This window comes from Sphingomonas sp. SP2, from assembly GCF_058313385.1.
In genome coordinates this window covers 214529-232025 of sequence record NZ_JBZFLD010000001.1, presented here as the reverse complement: position 1 = coordinate 232025, position 17497 = coordinate 214529, and the positions used below count along the sequence as shown (strand labels likewise).

General features: G+C 67.8%; 16 protein-coding genes. 14 read left to right on the top strand and 2 right to left on the bottom strand.

The genetic code is table 11. The annotated features are described in order from the left end of the window. The 4 genes from AC4GYU_RS01295 to AC4GYU_RS01280 all read left to right on the top strand — a co-directional run bounded on the left by AC4GYU_RS01295 (position 1) and on the right by AC4GYU_RS01280 (position 4257). Positions 1-786: a succinate dehydrogenase iron-sulfur subunit gene (locus AC4GYU_RS01295; protein WP_491085098.1), complete on the top strand. Its 786-nt coding sequence runs from the start codon at positions 1-3 to the stop codon at positions 784-786. Positions 787-830: 44 nt separating this feature from the next. After that, complete coding sequence (locus AC4GYU_RS01290; RefSeq protein WP_491085097.1) at positions 831-1298, top strand: PaaI family thioesterase; 468 nt, start codon at positions 831-833, stop codon at positions 1296-1298. After that, a complete protein-coding gene (gene zapE, locus AC4GYU_RS01285; RefSeq protein ID WP_491085096.1) occupies positions 1295-2404 on the top strand; it encodes a cell division protein ZapE in 1110 nt (369 codons plus the stop codon). The genes AC4GYU_RS01290 and zapE overlap by 4 nt, the downstream gene beginning before the upstream one ends. Positions 2405-2475: 71 nt before the next feature. Then, on the top strand, positions 2476-4257 hold the full coding sequence (locus AC4GYU_RS01280) for a methyl-accepting chemotaxis protein (protein WP_491085095.1): 1782 nt from the start codon (positions 2476-2478) through the stop codon (positions 4255-4257). A gap of 22 nt (positions 4258-4279) precedes the next feature. Here AC4GYU_RS01280 and AC4GYU_RS01275 read toward each other — a convergent pair whose 3' ends face one another. Continuing rightward, positions 4280-4819 (bottom strand): phosphatase PAP2 family protein, encoded by a 540-nt coding sequence (locus AC4GYU_RS01275; RefSeq protein ID WP_491085094.1) that lies wholly within the window; start codon positions 4817-4819, stop codon positions 4280-4282. A gap of 71 nt (positions 4820-4890) precedes the next feature. Here AC4GYU_RS01275 and AC4GYU_RS01270 point away from each other — a divergent pair, with 71 nt between their 5' ends. Continuing rightward, positions 4891-6321 carry a M20/M25/M40 family metallo-hydrolase gene (locus tag AC4GYU_RS01270; protein WP_491085093.1) on the top strand — a complete coding sequence of 477 codons (1431 nt, stop codon included), beginning with the start codon at positions 4891-4893 and terminating at the stop codon, positions 6319-6321. 63 nt (positions 6322-6384) lie between these two features. On the opposite strand, the gene AC4GYU_RS01265 is transcribed toward AC4GYU_RS01270, so the two are convergent. Beyond that, a complete protein-coding gene (locus AC4GYU_RS01265; protein ID WP_491085092.1) occupies positions 6385-6813 on the bottom strand; it encodes a hypothetical protein in 429 nt (142 codons plus the stop codon). Between the two features lie 167 nt (positions 6814-6980). Here AC4GYU_RS01265 and mdh point away from each other — a divergent pair, with 167 nt between their 5' ends. The 9 genes from mdh to AC4GYU_RS01220 all read left to right on the top strand — a co-directional run bounded on the left by mdh (position 6981) and on the right by AC4GYU_RS01220 (position 17449). Beyond that, positions 6981-7946, top strand: a complete 966-nt coding sequence (gene mdh / locus AC4GYU_RS01260) for a malate dehydrogenase (RefSeq protein WP_491085091.1) — start codon at positions 6981-6983, stop codon at positions 7944-7946. Beyond that, positions 7943-8413 carry a hypothetical protein gene (locus tag AC4GYU_RS01255; protein WP_491085090.1) on the top strand — a complete coding sequence of 157 codons (471 nt, stop codon included), beginning with the start codon at positions 7943-7945 and terminating at the stop codon, positions 8411-8413. The genes mdh and AC4GYU_RS01255 overlap by 4 nt, the downstream gene beginning before the upstream one ends. Then, the gene (gene sucD, locus AC4GYU_RS01250) at positions 8413-9297 is read left to right on the top strand and encodes a succinate--CoA ligase subunit alpha (protein WP_491085089.1); all 885 of its coding nucleotides are present in this window, start codon (positions 8413-8415) and stop codon (positions 9295-9297) included. Before AC4GYU_RS01255 ends, sucD begins: the two co-directional genes overlap by 1 nt. An 86-nt stretch (positions 9298-9383) precedes the next feature. Then, the gene (locus AC4GYU_RS01245; RefSeq protein ID WP_491085088.1) at positions 9384-12206 is read left to right on the top strand and encodes a 2-oxoglutarate dehydrogenase E1 component; all 2823 of its coding nucleotides are present in this window, start codon (positions 9384-9386) and stop codon (positions 12204-12206) included. A gap of 25 nt (positions 12207-12231) precedes the next feature. Then, on the top strand, positions 12232-13470 hold the full coding sequence (odhB, locus tag AC4GYU_RS01240; RefSeq protein WP_491085087.1) for a 2-oxoglutarate dehydrogenase complex dihydrolipoyllysine-residue succinyltransferase: 1239 nt from the start codon (positions 12232-12234) through the stop codon (positions 13468-13470). Between the two features lie 9 nt (positions 13471-13479). Continuing rightward, positions 13480-14871 carry a dihydrolipoyl dehydrogenase gene (lpdA, locus tag AC4GYU_RS01235; protein ID WP_491085086.1) on the top strand — a complete coding sequence of 464 codons (1392 nt, stop codon included), beginning with the start codon at positions 13480-13482 and terminating at the stop codon, positions 14869-14871. A gap of 91 nt (positions 14872-14962) precedes the next feature. Further along, positions 14963-15643 (top strand): PepSY domain-containing protein, encoded by a 681-nt coding sequence (locus AC4GYU_RS01230; protein ID WP_491085085.1) that lies wholly within the window; start codon positions 14963-14965, stop codon positions 15641-15643. Between the two features lie 10 nt (positions 15644-15653). After that, positions 15654-17078, top strand: coding sequence for an NAD-dependent succinate-semialdehyde dehydrogenase (locus AC4GYU_RS01225; protein WP_491085084.1), 1425 nt, complete (start codon positions 15654-15656; stop codon positions 17076-17078). Continuing rightward, the gene (locus AC4GYU_RS01220) at positions 17075-17449 is read left to right on the top strand and encodes a DUF423 domain-containing protein (protein WP_491085083.1); all 375 of its coding nucleotides are present in this window, start codon (positions 17075-17077) and stop codon (positions 17447-17449) included. Before AC4GYU_RS01225 ends, AC4GYU_RS01220 begins: the two co-directional genes overlap by 4 nt. Positions 17450-17497 lie beyond the last annotated feature (48 nt).

Here is a 17497-nt window from a genome sequence, read left to right as displayed (position 1 = left end):
ATGGCTGAGTTCACGCTTCCCAAGAACAGCAAGATCACCGGCAAGCCCCGCCACTACAAGGCCGAGGCGGGCGCCAATCGGGTCAAGAGCTTCAAGGTCTACCGGTACGATCCCGAGACGGGCGAGAACCCGCGCTACGACACGTACGAGGTCAATCTCGACGAATGCGGGCCGATGGTCCTCGACGCGCTGATCAAGATCAAGAACGAGCTCGATCCGACGCTGACCTTCCGCCGCTCGTGCCGCGAGGGCATCTGTGGATCCTGCTCGATGAACATGGATGGCCGCAACGGGCTCGCGTGCACCACCGCGATCGAGGACGTGAAGGGCGAAGTGCGGATCACCCCGCTGCCGCACTGCGACGTGATCAAGGACCTCGTCCCCGATTTCAGCCACCTCTATGCGCAATATGCCTCGATCCAGCCCTGGCTGAAGACCGCCACCCCGGCGCCTTCCGGCAAGGAGCGGTTGCAGTCGCCGGAGGACCGCGAGCATCTGAACGGCCTCTACGAGTGCATCCTGTGCTTCTGCTGCTCGACCTCGTGCCCGAGCTACTGGTGGAACGGCGACCGCTTCCTCGGCCCGGCGATCCTGCTCCAGGCCTATCGCTGGCTCGCCGACAGCCGCGACGAGATGACCGGCGAGCGGCTCGACCAGCTCGAGGATCCGTTCCGCCTCTATCGCTGCCACACGATCATGAACTGCGCCAACGTCTGCCCGAAGGGGCTGAACCCGGCCAAGGCGATCGCCGAGACCAAGAAGCTGATCGCCGAGCGCGCGGCCTAGGGTTGTCGTTGCGCCTACCCACGTCGCCGACTAACCCCGCGCGCATGGACGCGCCCGAAGATGTTCCCAATCGCCCGTCGGGCGCCCGCGAGGACCCGGATCATCCGGGCTGGTACAGCTGGATCGACCTCGATCCCGACAGCTTCGCGGCGCAGACGGGGAAGATGATCTTCCGTCCCGACGGGCCCGGCCGTGCGGTGGTCCGGATGTTCCCGACCGAACGCCACCTCAACCTCGGCGGGTCCTTGCACGGCGGCATGGTGATGAGCTTCATCGACATGGCCTTGTTCGGCGGCGGGCGCTGCGCGGGCATGCGGCGGGCGCATTATGTGACGCTCGACCTCACCACCAAGTTCATGGGTCGCGGCCAGGCGGGCAAGCCGCTCGACGCGCATGTCGAGCTGATCCGCCAGACCCGCAGCCTCGCCTTCCTCCAGGGTGTGGTGCTGCAGGACGACGAGGCCTGCTACAGTTTCTCGGGCACGCTGAAGAAGCTTCGCGACATTTCGTGAGCGGACCGGTTGCCGAAGCCTACCAGCGGCTGCTCGCGGCCGGGGAACTGAGGCCCGACGCCGACCAGGCGCAAGCGGCGGCGGCGCTTGACCGGCTGGGCGACGAACTGGCCCTCCGCCGCGGCTTCTTCGCCCGCCTGCTCGGGCGCAAGCGCGACGTGTGCGGGCTCTACCTGTGGGGCGGGGTCGGACGCGGCAAGTCGATGCTGATGGACCTCGCCTTCGACCATATCCCGGTCGAGCCCAAGAGGCGGGTCCATTTCCACGCCTTCATGATCGAGGTCCACGAGCGGCTCCGGGCCGAGCGCGCGACGGGGGAGGGCGATCCCATTCCCGCGGTCGCCGAAGCCATTGCCGAGGGCGCGACCCTGCTCTGCTTCGACGAGATGGTGGTGAACAATCCCGCCGACGCGATGATCCTGTCCCGGCTCTTCACCGCCTTGCTCGAGGAAGGGGTGGCGGTGGTGACCACCTCCAACCGGGCGCCCAATGACCTCTACAAGGACGGGCTCAATCGCGACCTCTTCCTGCCCTTCATCTCGCTGATCGAGAAGCGGCTCGAGGTGCTGCCGCTGAACGGGCCGACAGACTATCGCCTCGACCGCCTCGAGGGCGTGAAGACGTGGCACGTGCCGAACGGCATCGAGGCTACCGCGGCGCTCAGCCGGGCCTTCTTTCAGCTGACCGACTATCCCCCCGAGGACCGCGCCAACGTGCCCTCCGAGGAACTGGACGTTGGCGGCGGGCGGACCCTGCACGTGCCCAAGAGCCTCAAGGGCGTCGCGGTCTTCTCCTTCAAGCGGCTGTGCGGCGAGGCGCGGGGCGCTGCCGACTATCTCGCCATTGCGCGGCGCTTCCACACGGTGATCATCGTCGGGATCCCGGTGATGGGGCCTGAGAAAAGGAACGAGGCGGCGCGCTTCGTGACCCTGGTCGACGCGCTCTACGAGCATCGCGTGAAGCTGCTCGCCGCCGCCGATGCCGAGCCCGAGCAGCTCTATCCCGCGGGCACCGGGGCATTCGAATTCCAGCGCACCGCGAGCCGGCTCGAGGAGATGCGCAGCGCCGACTATCTCGCGTCGGGACACGGCCTCGGCCAAGATTAGGCGCGGCCGGGCCGGGCCGGGCGAGGGCTCTCTATGATGGGGAAAAGACCCTCAGCGAAGGCCTTTCTCCAATGTCCATCAACCGACTGGTCAGGATTGCGATCGGTGCGCTGCTCGGCGTGGTCGCGCTGAGCGCGATCGTCTTCTCGCTCGGCATCAACGCGATCCGCGTCGGCGGCGAATATGAGCAGGAGATCGCGCTCGCCTCCGAGCTCCAGGCCGACATCCTGCCGCCGCCTTTGTTCATCGTCGAACCCTATGCGGTCGTGATGGAAGGCCTCGCCCAGGAAGAGCATCGAGCCCAGGCGCTGAAGCAGCTCGAGACGCTTCGTCGGACCTACAACGAGCGGCGTGCGCGTTGGGCATCGGCCGAGCTCGATCCGACGCTCCGGGCCAATCTCGACAGCATCGTGCGCAATGCCGACCTGTTCTGGAAGGTGGTCGAGGAGCGCGCGATCCCGATGCTCCGAAGCGGCGACCGAAGCGGTGATGCCGCAGCGCTGCGGGTGATGTTCGAGGCCTATCAGAACCAGCAGGCATCGCTCGCGGCCGGCCTCGCCCAATCCAATCGTTACAAGGAAGACGCCGTGGCGGCGGCGGGAAGCGCGCTGCAGGTGACGACGGCGGTGCTGGTCGCACTCGGCCTCGCGCTGTTCGGCGGTGTCATGTGGTTTGGGTCGCTGCTGCGTCGGCGGGTCGTGTCGCCACTCGGCGAGCTGACCGGCGCGGCGCGCGATCTTTCGGAAGGGCGCGACGTCCCCGTCCCCCATCTCGGCCGTGCCGACGAGCTCGGCCAGCTCGCGGCCGCCTTCGACCATTTCGTGCAGACCTCGGCCGAGCGCCAGGCCGCCGAACGGCGCGAGGCCGAGCAGAAGAAGGCGATGGTCGACGTCCTTGCCGGAACGCTCACGCGCATGTCCGAGGGCGACCTGCGCAAGATCCTCGAATCCGAGTTCGAAGGCGAATATCGCGCGCTCGGCGAGAACCTCAATCGCGCCATCCTGTCGCTCCGCGACATGGTCCAGCAAGTCTCGACCAGCGCCGGCTCGATCCGTCTCGCCGCGAGCGAGATCGCCGATGCCTCGTCCGACCTGTCGAGCCGGACCCAATCCAATGCTGCCGCGATCGAGCAGACCACCGCGGCGCTGACCGATGTCGATCGCCGGGTCACCTCTACCAGGGACGCGGCGCAGAGCACGGCCGAGTCCGCCGATCGCGCCAAGAACGCGGTCGAAATGGGTCTCGACAAGGCGCGCTCTGCCGCCGCGACGATGGAGGAAGTGCGCGAGGCCGCCGCCAGCGTCGACGGGGTGATGGAGGCGCTCGACCGAATCGCCTTCCAGACCCGGGTGCTCGCGATGAATGCGGCGGTCGAGGCCGGTCATGCGGGCGAGGCAGGCAAGGGCTTTGCGGTGGTCGCGGACCTCGTTTCGCAGCTCGCCAGCCGGGCCGAGCAGGAAGCCCGCAACGCCCGCGAGCAGCTGACCGCGACCAGCGAGCGGATCAGCCAGGCGGTGACCAGCGTCGGCGAGGTCGAGGAGCAGTTCAGCGGGATCGTCACCGACGTCGCCACCGTCACCGAACTGATCGACCGCCTGTCGGAGGATGCCAGGGCTCAGGCCGGGGCGATCGCGGAAATCTCGGCGGCGATGCGCCAGATGGACGTCTCGACCCAGCAGAATGCCGCGATGGTTGAGCAGACCAGTGCCGCAGCGGCCAATCTGCTCGGCGACGCGCAGGACCTTGTTGAGCGCGCCGACAGCTTCAAGTGGAACCGCCGCGAGCGCGACCAGCCGATCACGGTCGAGCGGCGCGGGGCCGGACCGGAGGGTCTCTACCAGGCCGCCGCCTGAGGGCCCGGCCTCCCGCGCGGACTCAGAAGCGCATCGTCATCTCGACCCCGCCGCCGTGATGCTCGGCCCAGGGCAGCCACTCGACCTTTTCGTCATGGCGATGGTTGAGGAGCCAGCCCCCGGCGGTGCCGATGACGGCGCCGGCCATCACGTCGTGGACATAATGCTTGTCGGCCTCGACCCGGGCGAGGCCGGTGAAGCTCGCCAGCGCATAGGCCGGGAGGCCGGCCTGCCAGCCGTAACGCTTGTGGAGGCTGGCGGCGGCGGCGAAGCTGATCGAGGTATGGCCCGAAGGAAAGCTCTTGCGGTCGCTGCCGTCGGGGCGGGTCTCGGGAATGGCATATTTGAGCGCGGCGGTGGTCGCTCCCGTGGCGCCGAGCGCGAGCGCGGTCCCGCCGAGGCCGCGCCAGTCGCCGCGGATCGCGGGGACCGCGAGGCTCGCGCCGACGACGAGGTCGCGCGAGATGTCGCTCGCCCTGGCCCAGCCGCGCTTGCTCGCCTCGGCGGGCGTCGCGGTGACGAGGAGGGTGGCGGAGACGCTGGCGAGGAACAGGGCGCGCATAAGGGAGATGCCTCTTGAGTCGGACGCTGGGTGCAGCCTAGCCTGCCCGGGCAATCACGAGGAACCCGGCCATGCGTCCCTGTCTCGCTTTCCTGCTTGCCGCCGTCGCCGCGCCCGCGCTGGCGGCCGGGCCGGTCGACCAGCCCTCGCGCCTGCCGGCCCCGTGGCAGGTCAAGGTGAAGACCTTCCTCCAGCAGGCGATCGAGATCCCGACGGTGGTCCAGCGCGGGCAGGTGCCGCGCATGGCCGAGCTGGTCGCGGGCCAGCTGCGCGCCGCCGGCTTTCCCGCGAGCGACATCGAGATCCTTCCTTATGAGGGGCTCCCCGGCGACAAGACCGCCGCGCTCCTGTTCCGCTGGAAGGCCGAGCGGCCCACCGCCAGGCCGATGATGGTGATCGGCCACATGGACGTGGTCGAGGCCAAGCGCGAGGACTGGAAGCAGGACCCCTTCGCCTTCATCGAGAAGGACGGCTATTTCTACGGCCGCGGCGCGTCCGACATGAAGACGGGGATCGTCGCGAGCACGCTCGCGCTGGCCAAGCTCAAGGCCGAGGGCTTCAAGCCCAGTCGCGACATCATCCTCTTCTTCACCGGCGACGAGGAAACGCAGCAGAATGGCGCGCTCAAGGGCGCGACCGAGTGGAAGAGCAGGCTCGATGCCGAATTCGCCCTCAATGCCGATGGCGGGGGCGGGGCCTTCGACACCGCCGGCCGCCCGCTCGGCTTCGCGCTCGATGCGGCGGAAAAGACCTATCAGAGCTATTTTCTGACCGTCCGCAACCGCGGCGGGCACAGCAGCCGTCCGCGCCCCGACAATGCCATCTACCAGCTCGCCGACGCGCTGAAGAACCTCGAGGCCTATCGCTTCGAGCCCAGGCTCAACGACGTCACCCGCGCCTATTTCCAGGCCCGCCAGCAGGACGAGAAGGGCGCACTCGGCGATGCCATGCGGCGCTGGCTCGCCAATCCCGCCGACGGCGAAGCGGCGGACGCGATCGAGGCGAGCGAACTGGAAGTCGGCAAGACCCGCACCCGCTGCGTCGCGACGATGCTGGCCGGCGGCCATGCCGACAATGCCCTGCCGCAGATGGCGCGGGCGACGGTCAATTGCCGGATCCTCCCCGGGGTCGAGCCGACCGCCATCCAGGCCGAGCTCCAGCGGCTGGTCGGAAGCGGGGTCGAGATCACCCCGGACCCGAGCTTCATCGGCAAGCCGACCCCGGTGCCCGCCATCCGTCCCGACGTCCTCGCGGCCTACACCAGGGCGGTGCAGGGGCTTCAGGGCCGGACGATGCGGGTGATTCCGAACATGGCCACCGGGACCACCGACGCCAGCTTCTTCCGCTCGGCCGGGATCCCGACCTACGGCGTCGACGGCGGCTGGGGGATCAGCCCCGACGACGAGCGCGCGCACGGCCTCGACGAGCGAATTCCGGTCCGCGCGGCCTATGACGACGTGCTCCACTGGGAAGCGATGATCCGCCAGCTCGCCGGGCGCTGAGCCGACGTACGAAAGAGGGCGCCCCGGCCGAAACCGGAGCGCCCTCATTTCCTTTCGGATCTCCTAGCGGATCAGCGCCTGAATGATCTGCTGGACGACCATGGTGGTGGGGTCGACGCGATAGAGCGAGCCCTGGTCGTAATAATAATTATAGTTGTCGTAATAGTCCGGACGGCCGTCGAAATAGCGGTCGCGGACATAACTCGGAAGCTGGTAGTAGCTGTAGCTGCGATAGCCATAGTCGCCGACGTAGCGCTGGCCGACGCGCAGCTTCTTTGCCTGGCCCGGCGGCAAACAGCCATTGTTCTTCTTGGCGAGGCCCGGCGGGCAGCCGCGGGCTTCCTGGTAGCCGTAGCCACCACGATAGTCCTGGCTGTAACCGCCATGCTTGCCGCCATTGCCGTGGCCATGGCCATTGCCGGGCTTGGCGTCGGCCGGAACCGCCACCGCGAAGGCGAGCGCTGCGCTCGCGAGCATAAGTGCCTGTTTCATGGCATTCCTCCTAGGGCAGGCGCGCTGAACCGGGGGTGACGCCTGCGTTCATCGCGATCAAACGCGAATGGCCTCTTGCGGTTGCCGGATGCGGTCCATCCGGCTAGAGGCCCGGACCGACCCGGCCGTCTCCCGGCGGCCCCCCAAGTCAGACCCGACGGAGACCCATGGCCCGCAAGAAGATCGCCCTCATTGGCGCCGGCAACATCGGCGGCACCCTTGCCCACCTCGCAGCGCAGAAGGAACTGGGCGACATCGTCCTGTTCGACGTGGTCGAGGGCGTGCCCCAGGGCAAGGCGCTGGACCTCAGCCAGTGCGGCCCGATCGAGGGCTTCGATGCCAAGGTGACCGGCTCGAACGACTATGCCGACATCAAGGGCGCCGACGTGATCATCGTTACCGCCGGTGTCGCCCGCAAGCCGGGCATGAGCCGCGACGACCTCATCGGCATCAACCTCAAGGTGATGAAGGCGGTCGGTGAAGGCATCAAGGCGAACGCGCCCGACGCCTTCGTCATCTGCATCACCAATCCCTTGGACGCGATGGTCTGGGCGCTGCGCGAATTCTCAGGCCTTCCGCACAACAAGGTCGTCGGCATGGCCGGCGTGCTCGACTCGGCCCGCTTCGCCCACTTCCTCGCCGAGGAATTCGGCGTGTCGGTCAAGGACGTGAACGCCTTCGTGCTCGGCGGCCACGGCGACACGATGGTCCCGGTGACCAGCTACACAACGGTGAGCGGCATCCCGGTCGACGACCTCGTCGCCATGGGCAAGTCATCGAAGGAAAAGATCGCCGAGATCGTCAAGCGGACCCGCGGCGGCGGCGGCGAGATCGTCGCCCTGCTCAAGACCGGCTCGGCCTATTACGCCCCGGCGACCAGCGCGATCGCGATGGCCGAGGCCTATCTCGGCGACCAGAAGCGGATCCTCCCCTGCGCGGTCTATGTCGACGGCAAATATGGCCTCGACGGTCTCTATGTCGGCGTTCCGGTCGTGATCGGTGCCGGCGGCGCCGAGGAAGTGATCGAGATCGCGCTCGACGACGAAGCCAAGCAGAACCTCAAGGTCAGCGTCGACGCGGTCAAGGAGCTCCTCGACGCCTGCAAGCAGATTGACCCGAGCCTCGGCGAGTGATCCTGCTTGCCCTCAGTTTGGCGATCATACAGGCGCAAACCACGGATGGCATCCCGTCGCCGTCGGCTGTTGTGCGCTATGTAAATGACTGCATCGCTGCCGTCGGCCCAGCTGCGACTGACCTGCAGATGCTGGAAGGTCGAGGTTGGAACTCGATGAATATGCGGGCGAAAAGTGGCGCGCCTCTTCCTGTGGCCTCATATTCTCGCGCAGAGGATATGACGATTGTGGTGGCGTCGACGGCGATTGCCAAGTCACCGTCCTGCATGGTGATGACGCCGACCAATGGGCAGTCACGAGCAGATGTCGTCAGAAGCGCTTTGTACGAGGCATTTGGCTCGGCGGCCCCAAGTGCAGCCAACTCGCCTACGCTCTGGCGTGTCGGCAATCATCGGATCGCCGTGAGCCCGATGCCGAGCTCCAGCAATCCTATGGGTCTGAAAATCGAAGTGGTTTTGGAGAAGTAATGTCCATCCTCGTCAACAAGAGCACCAAGGTCATCACGCAGGGGATGACTGGTGAGACTGGCACCTTCCATACGCAGCAGGCGATTGCCTACGGGACCCAGATGGTCGGCGGCGTGACCCCGGGGAAGGGCGGCACCACCCACCTCGACCTGCCGGTGTTCGACACCGTCCACGAGGCGGTCGAGCGGACCGGCGCCGACGCCAGCGTCATCTACGTTCCGCCGCCCTTCGCGGCCGATTCGATCCTCGAGGCGATCGACGCCGAAGTGCCGCTGATCGTCTGCATCACCGAGGGCATTCCGGTGCTCGACATGGTGAAGGTGAAGCGCGCGCTCGACGGGTCGAAGTCGCGGCTGATCGGGCCGAACTGCCCGGGCGTCCTCACGCCGGACGAGTGCAAGATCGGCATCATGCCGGGCAACATCTTCAAGAAGGGCAGCGTCGGCGTCGTCTCGCGCTCGGGCACGCTGACCTACGAGGCGGTGTTCCAGACCTCGAACGAGGGTCTCGGCCAGACCACCGCGGTCGGGATCGGCGGCGATCCGGTCAAGGGCACCGAATTCATCGACATGCTCGAGATGTTCCTTGCCGACGACGCGACCAAGTCGATCATCATGATCGGCGAGATCGGCGGCAGCGCCGAGGAAGAGGCCGCGCAGTTCCTCGCCGACGAGGCGAAGCGCGGGCGTTCCAAGCCGACCGTCGGCTTCATCGCCGGCCGCACCGCGCCTCCGGGCCGCCGCATGGGCCACGCCGGGGCGATCGTCTCGGGCGGCAAGGGCGATGCGGAATCGAAGATCGCCGCCATGGAAGCCGCTGGAATCCGCGTGTCGCCGAGCCCATCTGAGCTCGGCAAGACGCTGAAGGAACTGCTGCAGGGCTAGTTCTCCTGCAAAAGCAGGAGCCCAGTTCTTCGCTCCTGCTAAAGAACACTGGGCCCCGGCCTGGCGCCGGGGAACAAGAGGATGTGATGGACGACTACGAGATCGAGCAAGGACCGAGCTGGCAGCGGGCGAACTGGCCGCTGGCGGAGCTGGACGACCTCAATCTCGGGCTCGATCCGACCACGGCGGCGCTGGAGAAGGTCGCCAAGGGTGCCAAGGACAAGGCCGCCGCGGCCGGTGCGTCGGACGCCGACGTCCGCCGCGCGGCCGAGGATTCGATCCGCGCGATGATGCTGATCCGCACCTACCGGGTGCGCGGCCACCTCGCCGCCGATCTCGATCCGCTCGGCCTCACCAAGCGCGACCTTCCGGCCGACCTGACGCCCGAATATCACGGCTTCACCGCCGCCGACATGGACCGCCCGATCTTCATCGGCGGCAACCTCGGGCTCGAGACGGCGACGGTCCGTGAGATCGTCGGGATCCTCCGCAAGAATTACTGCGGCAAGATCGGCCTCGAATATATGCATATCAACGATCTTGGGGAGCGCCGCTTCCTCCAGGATCGGATGGAAGGCCGCGACAAGGGCGTCAGCTTCACCCCCGAGGGCAAGCAGGCGATCCTCGAGAAGGTCATCCACGGCGAGCAGTGGGAGAAGTTCCTCGCCCGCAAGTATGTGGGCACCAAGCGCTTCGGGCTCGACGGCGGCGAAAGCATGATCCCGGCGCTCGAAGCCGTGATCAAATATGGCGGGCAGGCCGGGGTCGAGGAAGTCGTCGTCGGCATGGCCCACCGCGGCCGCCTCAACGTCCTCGCCAACGTCATGGGCAAGCCCTATCGCGCGATCTTCAATGAGTTCGCCGGCGGCAGCGCCAACCCGCAGGACGTGGGCGGCTCGGGCGACGTCAAATATCACCTCGGCACGTCGAGCGACCGCGAGTTCGACGGGATCAAGGTGCACCTCTCGCTCCAGGCCAATCCCAGCCACCTCGAGGCGGTCAATCCGGTCGTGCTCGGCAAGGCGCGCGCGGTCCAGGTGATCAAGGCCGACGCCGAGGGCGACAAGGTCCTTCCCGTGCTGCTCCACGGCGACGCGGCCTTCGCCGGCCAAGGCATCGTCTGGGAGTGCCTCAGCTTCTCGGGGCTTCCGGGCTACGGCACCGGCGGCTGCATCCACTTCGTCATCAACAACCAGGTGGGCTTCACCACCAGTCCGCAATTCGCGCGTTCGTCGCCCTATCCGAGCGACGTCGCCAAGGGCATCCAGGCGCCGATCCTCCACGTCAACGGCGACGATCCCGAGGCGGTCACCTTCGCCTGCAAGCTCGCGACCGAATTCCGCCAGGAGTTCAACCGCGACATCGTCATCGACATGTGGTGCTATCGCCGCTTCGGCCACAATGAAGGCGACGAGCCGAGCTTCACCCAGCCGCTGATGTACGACGAGATCCGCAAGCATCCGCCGGTCAGCAAGCTCTACGGCGACCGCCTCGTCGCCGAGGGCGTGGTCGACCATGCCTGGATCGACGGGCGGACCAACGAATTCGTCGCGCATCTCGAGCGCGAATTCGAGGCGGGCGCCACCTATCTGCCGAACAAGGCCGACTGGTTCGAGGGGCGCTGGGCCGGATTGAACCGTCCGGCCGAGCCGGTCGAGGGCCGCCGCAACATCGGCACCGCGATCAGCGACGCGGAAGTGAAGCGCCTTGGCGAGCTGCTGACCAGGGTCCCCGCCGACCTCACCGTCCACAAGACGCTGCAGCGCATCCTCGACGCCAAAAAGGCGATGTTCGAGACCGGCGCGGGCTTCGACTGGGCGACCGGCGAGGCATTGGCGTTCGGCGCGCTGATCGCCGAGGGTCACAATGTCCGCCTGTCGGGTCAGGACAGCGGCCGCGGCACCTTCAGCCAGCGCCACGCCGTCTGGACCGACCAGAAGGACGGCCACAAGTTCGTGCCGCTGACCACGATCGAGGGCGGCCGCTTCGAGGTCCGCGACAGTCCGCTGAGCGAATTCGGCGTGCTCGGCTTCGAATATGGTTACAGCCTCGCCGATCCGCGGACTTTGGTGCTGTGGGAAGCGCAGTTCGGCGATTTCGCCAACGGCGCGCAGGTCATCATGGACCAGTTCATCGCCAGCGGCGAAGCCAAGTGGCTGCGCGCGAGCGGGCTGGTCCTGCTGCTTCCGCACGGCTTCGAGGGGCAGGGGCCGGAGCATAGCTCGGCCCGGCTCGAGCGCTACCTGCAGCTTTGCGCCGAGGATAATATCCAGGTCGCCAACTGCACCACGCCGGCCAATTATTTCCACCTGCTTCGGCGCCAGCTGCTGCGCGATTTCCGCAAGCCTCTGGTGGTGATGACGCCCAAGTCGCTGCTTCGCCACAAACTGGCGGTGTCGGCGGTTGCGGACTTCACCGGCGAATCGCACTTCAAGCGGATCCTGTCGGACCTCAATCCGCCGGCCGCGGGCACCCGCCGCCTCGTCCTCTGCTCGGGCAAGATCGCCTACGAGCTGATGGAGGCGCGCGACGCCGCGGGGCTCGCCGACGTCGAGATCCTCCGGATCGAGCAGCTCTATCCCTTCCCGTCGGAGCCGCTGGTCAAGCGGCTGGCGGCGATGGACGGGCTGCAGGACGTCATCTGGTGCCAGGAAGAACCGCGCAACAACGGCAGCTGGTTCTTCGTCGAAAGCTATATCGAGGACGCGCTGCGCGCCGCCGGCAAGGGCTTCCGCCCGCGCTATGCGGGCCGCTCGGCCTCGGCCTCGCCGGCGACCGGGCTTGCCAAGCGGCATGTCGCCGAACAAAGCGCGCTGATTGCCGAGGCACTCGGCACCGGCGCGGCAAGGGATGAAGCGGCGGAAGCGGCGGTCGATACCGTCCGCAAGGCCGGCCAGGCGAACGCCTAGGCGATTGCGGGCTTAAGGGAGAAGCATGGGCAGCGAAGTCAAAGTCCCGGCATTGGGCGAGAGCATCACCGAAGCGACGCTGGGCGCGTGGCTCAAGAAGCCGGGCGACGCGGTCGCGCTGGACGAGCCGGTCGCCAGTCTCGAAACCGACAAGGTCTCGGTCGACGTCCCGTCGCCGGTCGCCGGCGTGTTCGGCGAGGCGCTGGTCGCCGAGGGTGACACGGTCAATGTCGGCGCGGTGATCGCGACGATCAGCGAAGGCGGTGCCGCCGCCGCGTCGCCCGCGCCCACGGCTGCCGAGCCGGCCGCTTCGGCGCCCGCTCCGGCCGCCGCCCCAGGTCACGAAGTCACCGACGAGCAGGCCCAGGCGCTGCGCCTCTCCCCGAGCGTCCGCCGCGCGGTGCAGGAGAGCGGGGTCGATCCGTCGGGCCTGACCGGCACCGGCAAGGACGGCCGCCTGACCAAGGAAGACGTCGCCAAGGCGCGCAGCGCCCCTGCGCAAGCAGGGGCCCAGTCGTCTTCGGCGCCGCAGCAAGGCACTGGGCCCCTGCCTGCGCAGGGGAACAGGTCGGAGGAACGGGTCAAGATGACCCGCCTTCGCCAGACCATCGCGACCCGCCTCAAGGACGCGCAGAACACCGCCGCGCTGCTGACGACGTTCAATGACGTCGACATGACCGAGGTGATCGCCGCGCGCGCCCGCTACAAGGACCTGTTCGAGAAGAAGCACGGCATCCGCCTCGGCTTCATGGGCTTCTTCACCAAGGCCGCCGCGCTCGCCGCGCGCGACGTTCCCTCGGTCAATGCCCGGATCGAGGGCGACGAGATCGTCTACCACAACTATCTCGACGTCTCGGTCGCGGTCTCGGCTCCCAAGGGGCTGGTGGTGCCGGTGATCCGCTCGGCCGACCAGATGAGCTTCGCCGAGATCGAGCGCACGATCGCCGACTTCGGCGCCCGCGCCAAGGCCGGCACGCTGACCGCCGACGACATGAAGGGCGGCACCTTCACCATCTCGAACGGCGGCGTGTTCGGGAGCCTGATGAGCACCCCGATCATCAACCCGCCGCAGTCGGCGGTGCTCGGCCTTCACCGGATCGAGGAACGGCCGGTGGTCAAGGACGGGCAGATCGTCGCCCGCCCGATGATGTATCTGGCGCTCTCCTACGACCACCGCCTGGTCGACGGCCGCGAAGCCGTCACCTTCCTGGTGCGGATCAAGGAAGCGATCGAGGATCCGACCCGGCTCCTCATCGATCTCTAGGATTTGAACATGGCTGATTACGATTACGACGTCCTGGTCATCGGCGCCGGTCCCGGCGGTTACGTGGCCGCGATCCGCGCCGCGCAGCTCGGCCTCAGGACCGCCTGCGCCGAAAGCCGCGAGACGCTCGGCGGAACCTGCCTCAACGTCGGCTGCATCCCGTCGAAGGCGCTGCTCCACGCGTCCGAGCTCTACGAGGAAGCCGCCCATGGCCACATGGCCAAGTGGGGCATCACGGGCGAGTTCCGGATCGACATCCCGACCATGCAGAAGGGCCGCCTCGAAGCGGTCGGCGGGCTGACCAAGGGCATCGAGTTCCTGTTCAAGAAGAACAAGGTGACCTGGCTCAAGGGCCTCGCCAAGTTCACCGGCAAGGACAGCGTCGAGATCGCCGGCCAGCAGGTCCGGGCCAAGAACATCGTCATCGCCACCGGCTCCTCGGTCACCCCGCTTCCGGGCGTCACCGTCGACCAGGAGCGGATCGTCGATTCGACCGGCGCGCTCGAGCTTCCCGAAGTGCCGAGCCACCTCGTCGTGATCGGCGGCGGCGTGATCGGGCTAGAGCTCGGGTCGGTCTGGCGCCGGCTCGGGGCGAAGGTCACGGTGGTCGAATATCTCGACCAGATCCTGCCCGGCATGGACGAGGAAATCCGCAAGGAATCGAACAAGATCTTCAAGAAGCAGGGCTTCGAATACAAGCTCGGCACCAAGGTCACCGGCGCCGAGCGTCAGGGCGACAAGGTCGTGCTGACGGTCGAACCCGCCAAGGGCGGCGCGGCCGAGCAGATCGAGGCAAGCCACGTGCTCGTCTCGATCGGTCGCCGGCCCAACACCGACGGCCTCAACCTCGAGGCGACCGGGCTCCAGCTCAACAACCGCGGCCAGATCGAGACCGACCACAGTTTCCGCACCGGGGTCGAGGGCATCTGGGCGATCGGCGACGTCATCCCCGGCCCGATGCTCGCGCACAAGGCCGAGGACGAGGGCATTGCGGTGGCCGAGAATATCGCGGGCCTGACCGGCATCGTGAACCACGCGATCATCCCGTCGGTGGTCTACACCACGCCGGAGATCGCTGGCGTCGGCCTCACCGAGGAGCAGGCCAAGGCCGGCGGCGAGATCAAGGTCGGCAAGTTCCCGATGATGGCCAACAGCCGCGCCAAGACCAACGGCGAGCCCGACGGCCTCGTCAAGGTGATCGCCGACGCCAAGACCGATCGCGTGCTCGGCGTGTGGATGATCAGCACGGTCGCCGGCACGATGATCGCGCAGGCGGCGCAGGCGATGGAATTCGGCGCCACCTCCGAGGACATCGCCTACACCTGCCACGCCCACCCGACCCACGCCGAAGCCTTCAAGGAAGCGGCGATGGCGGTGCAGGGCAAGCCGATCCACATCTGACGTCGCTGTTCTCCTGCGAACGCAGGAGGACAGTGCCTTTCGCGCCGGCGCCTGAGAAGGATGGGCTCCGGCTTTCGCCGGGGAACAGGGGATGAAGGTTCGCGCCACGCTGCGCCGCTGGCACGTCTGGCTTGGCTGGGCGGTCGGCGTGCCCTTGCTGTTCTGGACCCTCTCGGGCCTCGTCATGGTGTGGAAGCCGATCGACGAGGTGCGGGGGAGCGACCTCCTCCGGCCAGTCGATCCCGTCACGCTGACCGCGCCGGCGTTGCTTCCGTCCGAAGTCGCGGGCCTGCCGCTCGCCAAGGTCAGCCTCGAGACACGCGCCGCGGGGCCGCGCTGGGTGCTCGAGGTGCGCAACGGCCCGACCCGGCTCGCCGACCCCGCGACCGGCCGTCTCCTTCCTCCGCCGAGTGCCGCCGATGCCGCGGCCGAGGTCTCCCGCCGCTATCTCGGCGAAGCGCGGATCGCCTCGGTCACGCGGACCAGCGCCGACGCCCCGCCGATCGAGCTCCGCCGCCCGGTCGCGACCTGGCAGGTGAACCTCTCCGACGGCACCCACCTGTTCGTCGATGCCGCCACCGGCGGGATCATCGCCACGCGTACCCGCTGGTGGCGTTTCTACGACTGGATGTTCGGGCTCCACGTCATGGACCTGAAGGGCCGCGAGGACACGCATCATCCCTTCCTGATCGGCTTTGCCGCCCTATCGCTGCTGACCGTCTTGCTCGCTCTTGCCCTGCTGCCGCTGGTAACCCGCAAGCGCCGCGCCTAAATAGCGCCGCATGGGATATGAAGCCGAGCTCAAGCTTTTCATCGACGGCGCCTGGCGCCAGGGGGAGGGCGATCGCGCTCCCGTCATCAACCCCGCGACCGGCGACACGATCGCCGAGCTTCCGCTGGCCAGCACGGGCGACCTCGACCAGGCGCTCGACTCCGCCCAGCGGGCCTGGCCGGGCTGGCGCGAGATGGACGTCGAGAAGCGCGCCGCCATCCTCCACAAGGCTGGCGACCTGCTGCGCGAACGCTCCGAGGCGATTGGCCGCCTGCTGACGCAGGAGCAGGGCAAGCCGCTGCCCGAGGCGATCGGCGAAGTCATGGGCGCGGCCCAGATGTTCGACTATTTCGCCGAGGAAGCGAAGCGGCAGGGCGGCCGTGTGCTGGTCCGTCCGACCGGGCAGCGCTCGATTGTCATTCCGCAGCCGGTCGGCCCGACCGCCACCTTCACCCCGTGGAACTTCCCCATCTACCTTCTCGCCAAGAAGGTCGCGGCGGCGCTCGCCGCGGGCTGCCCGGTGATCGCCAAGCCGCCCGAGGAGACCCCGGGCTGCACCGGCGCGCTGGCCAAGGCGCTTGACGATGCCGGAATCCCCAAGGGCGTGTTCCAGCTCGTCCACGGCGTTCCCGACACCGTCTCGCGCCACCTCATCGGCAGCAACGTCATCCGCAAGATCAGCTTCACCGGCTCGACCGCGGTCGGAAAGCATCTGATGAAGCTCGCCGCCGACGGCATGAAGCGCATCACCATGGAGCTTGGTGGCCACGCCCCGGTGCTGGTGTTCGACGACTGCGACCTCGACAAGACGCTCGACATGCTGGTCCCGCAGAAGTTCAGGAACGCCGGCCAGGTCTGCGTCTCGCCGACCCGCTTCTATGTCCAGGAAGGCATTTACGACGCCTTCGCCAGGGGCTTTGCCGAACGCACCGCCAAGGTGAAGATCGGCAACGGGCTCGAGGCCGATACCCGCATGGGTCCGCTCGCCAACCAGCGGCGGCTTCCGGCGATCAACAGCCTCGTCGAGGACGCCAAGTCGAAGGGCGCGCGCGTCCTCGCCGGGGGTGAGCCCGGCGATGCGGGCTATTTCTTCCAGCCGACCGTCCTCGCCGATGTCCCCAACGAGGCCGAGGCGATGAACGTCGAGCCGTTCGGCCCGGTCGCGCTGATGCGCTCGTTCAAGACCGAGGACGAGGCGCTGCACGAGGCCAATCGCCTGCCGTTCGGCCTCGCCGCCTTCCTCTTCACCGAGAATGGCCGCCGCGCCAATCGCCTCGGCGACGCGATCGAAAGCGGGATGGTGGGGATCAACACCTTCGCCATCTCGGTCGCCGACGCGCCGTTCGGCGGGATCAAGGAATCGGGCTTCGGCTCCGAAGGCGGGGTCGAGGGGCTGCAGAGCTACCAGGTCACCAAGGCCATCCACCAGGCGTGAGCGACACCTCGCCGACCGACAAGCTGACCGCTGCCGGCGCCCTGCTGGCAGCGGTCGCGGTCGGGCTCGGCGCATTCGGCGCCCATGCGCTGAAGGGCCGGCTCGGTCCCGTCGAGCTTGGCTGGTGGGAGACCGCGGTCGCCTATCTCCTGCCCCATGCCGTGGCGGCCGTGGGGATCGGCCTCTCCGCCCGCCCGCGGCTCGCGAGAGCCGGCTGGCTGCTCGCGCTCGGCAGCCTGCTCTTCGCCGCGACCCTCGTCGCCATGGCGCTCGGCGCTCCGCGCTGGCTTGGCGCGATCACGCCGCTTGGCGGCGCCGCGATGATCGCGGGCTGGCTGCTTCTCGCCTGGCGGGCCTTGAAGGAGGGGTGAGGGCCCGCTAGTCCGGCGCCGCCCATGTGCTCGGGCGAACGCACTCCC

Coding starts and splice junctions, on each gene's coding strand:
- AC4GYU_RS01295 (WP_491085098.1), top strand. CDS start 1: ATGGCTGAGTTCACGCTTCCCAAGAACAGCAAGATCACCGGCAAGCCC.
- AC4GYU_RS01290 (WP_491085097.1), top strand. CDS start 831: ATGGACGCGCCCGAAGATGTTCCCAATCGCCCGTCGGGCGCCCGCGAG.
- AC4GYU_RS01280 (WP_491085095.1), top strand. CDS start 2,476: ATGTCCATCAACCGACTGGTCAGGATTGCGATCGGTGCGCTGCTCGGC.
- AC4GYU_RS01275 (WP_491085094.1), bottom strand. CDS start 4,819: ATGCGCGCCCTGTTCCTCGCCAGCGTCTCCGCCACCCTCCTCGTCACC.
- AC4GYU_RS01270 (WP_491085093.1), top strand. CDS start 4,891: ATGCGTCCCTGTCTCGCTTTCCTGCTTGCCGCCGTCGCCGCGCCCGCG.
- AC4GYU_RS01265 (WP_491085092.1), bottom strand. CDS start 6,813: ATGAAACAGGCACTTATGCTCGCGAGCGCAGCGCTCGCCTTCGCGGTG.
- mdh (WP_491085091.1), top strand. CDS start 6,981: ATGGCCCGCAAGAAGATCGCCCTCATTGGCGCCGGCAACATCGGCGGC.
- sucD (WP_491085089.1), top strand. CDS start 8,413: ATGTCCATCCTCGTCAACAAGAGCACCAAGGTCATCACGCAGGGGATG.
- AC4GYU_RS01245 (WP_491085088.1), top strand. CDS start 9,384: ATGGACGACTACGAGATCGAGCAAGGACCGAGCTGGCAGCGGGCGAAC.
- odhB (WP_491085087.1), top strand. CDS start 12,232: ATGGGCAGCGAAGTCAAAGTCCCGGCATTGGGCGAGAGCATCACCGAA.
- lpdA (WP_491085086.1), top strand. CDS start 13,480: ATGGCTGATTACGATTACGACGTCCTGGTCATCGGCGCCGGTCCCGGC.
- AC4GYU_RS01230 (WP_491085085.1), top strand. CDS start 14,963: ATGAAGGTTCGCGCCACGCTGCGCCGCTGGCACGTCTGGCTTGGCTGG.
- AC4GYU_RS01225 (WP_491085084.1), top strand. CDS start 15,654: ATGGGATATGAAGCCGAGCTCAAGCTTTTCATCGACGGCGCCTGGCGC.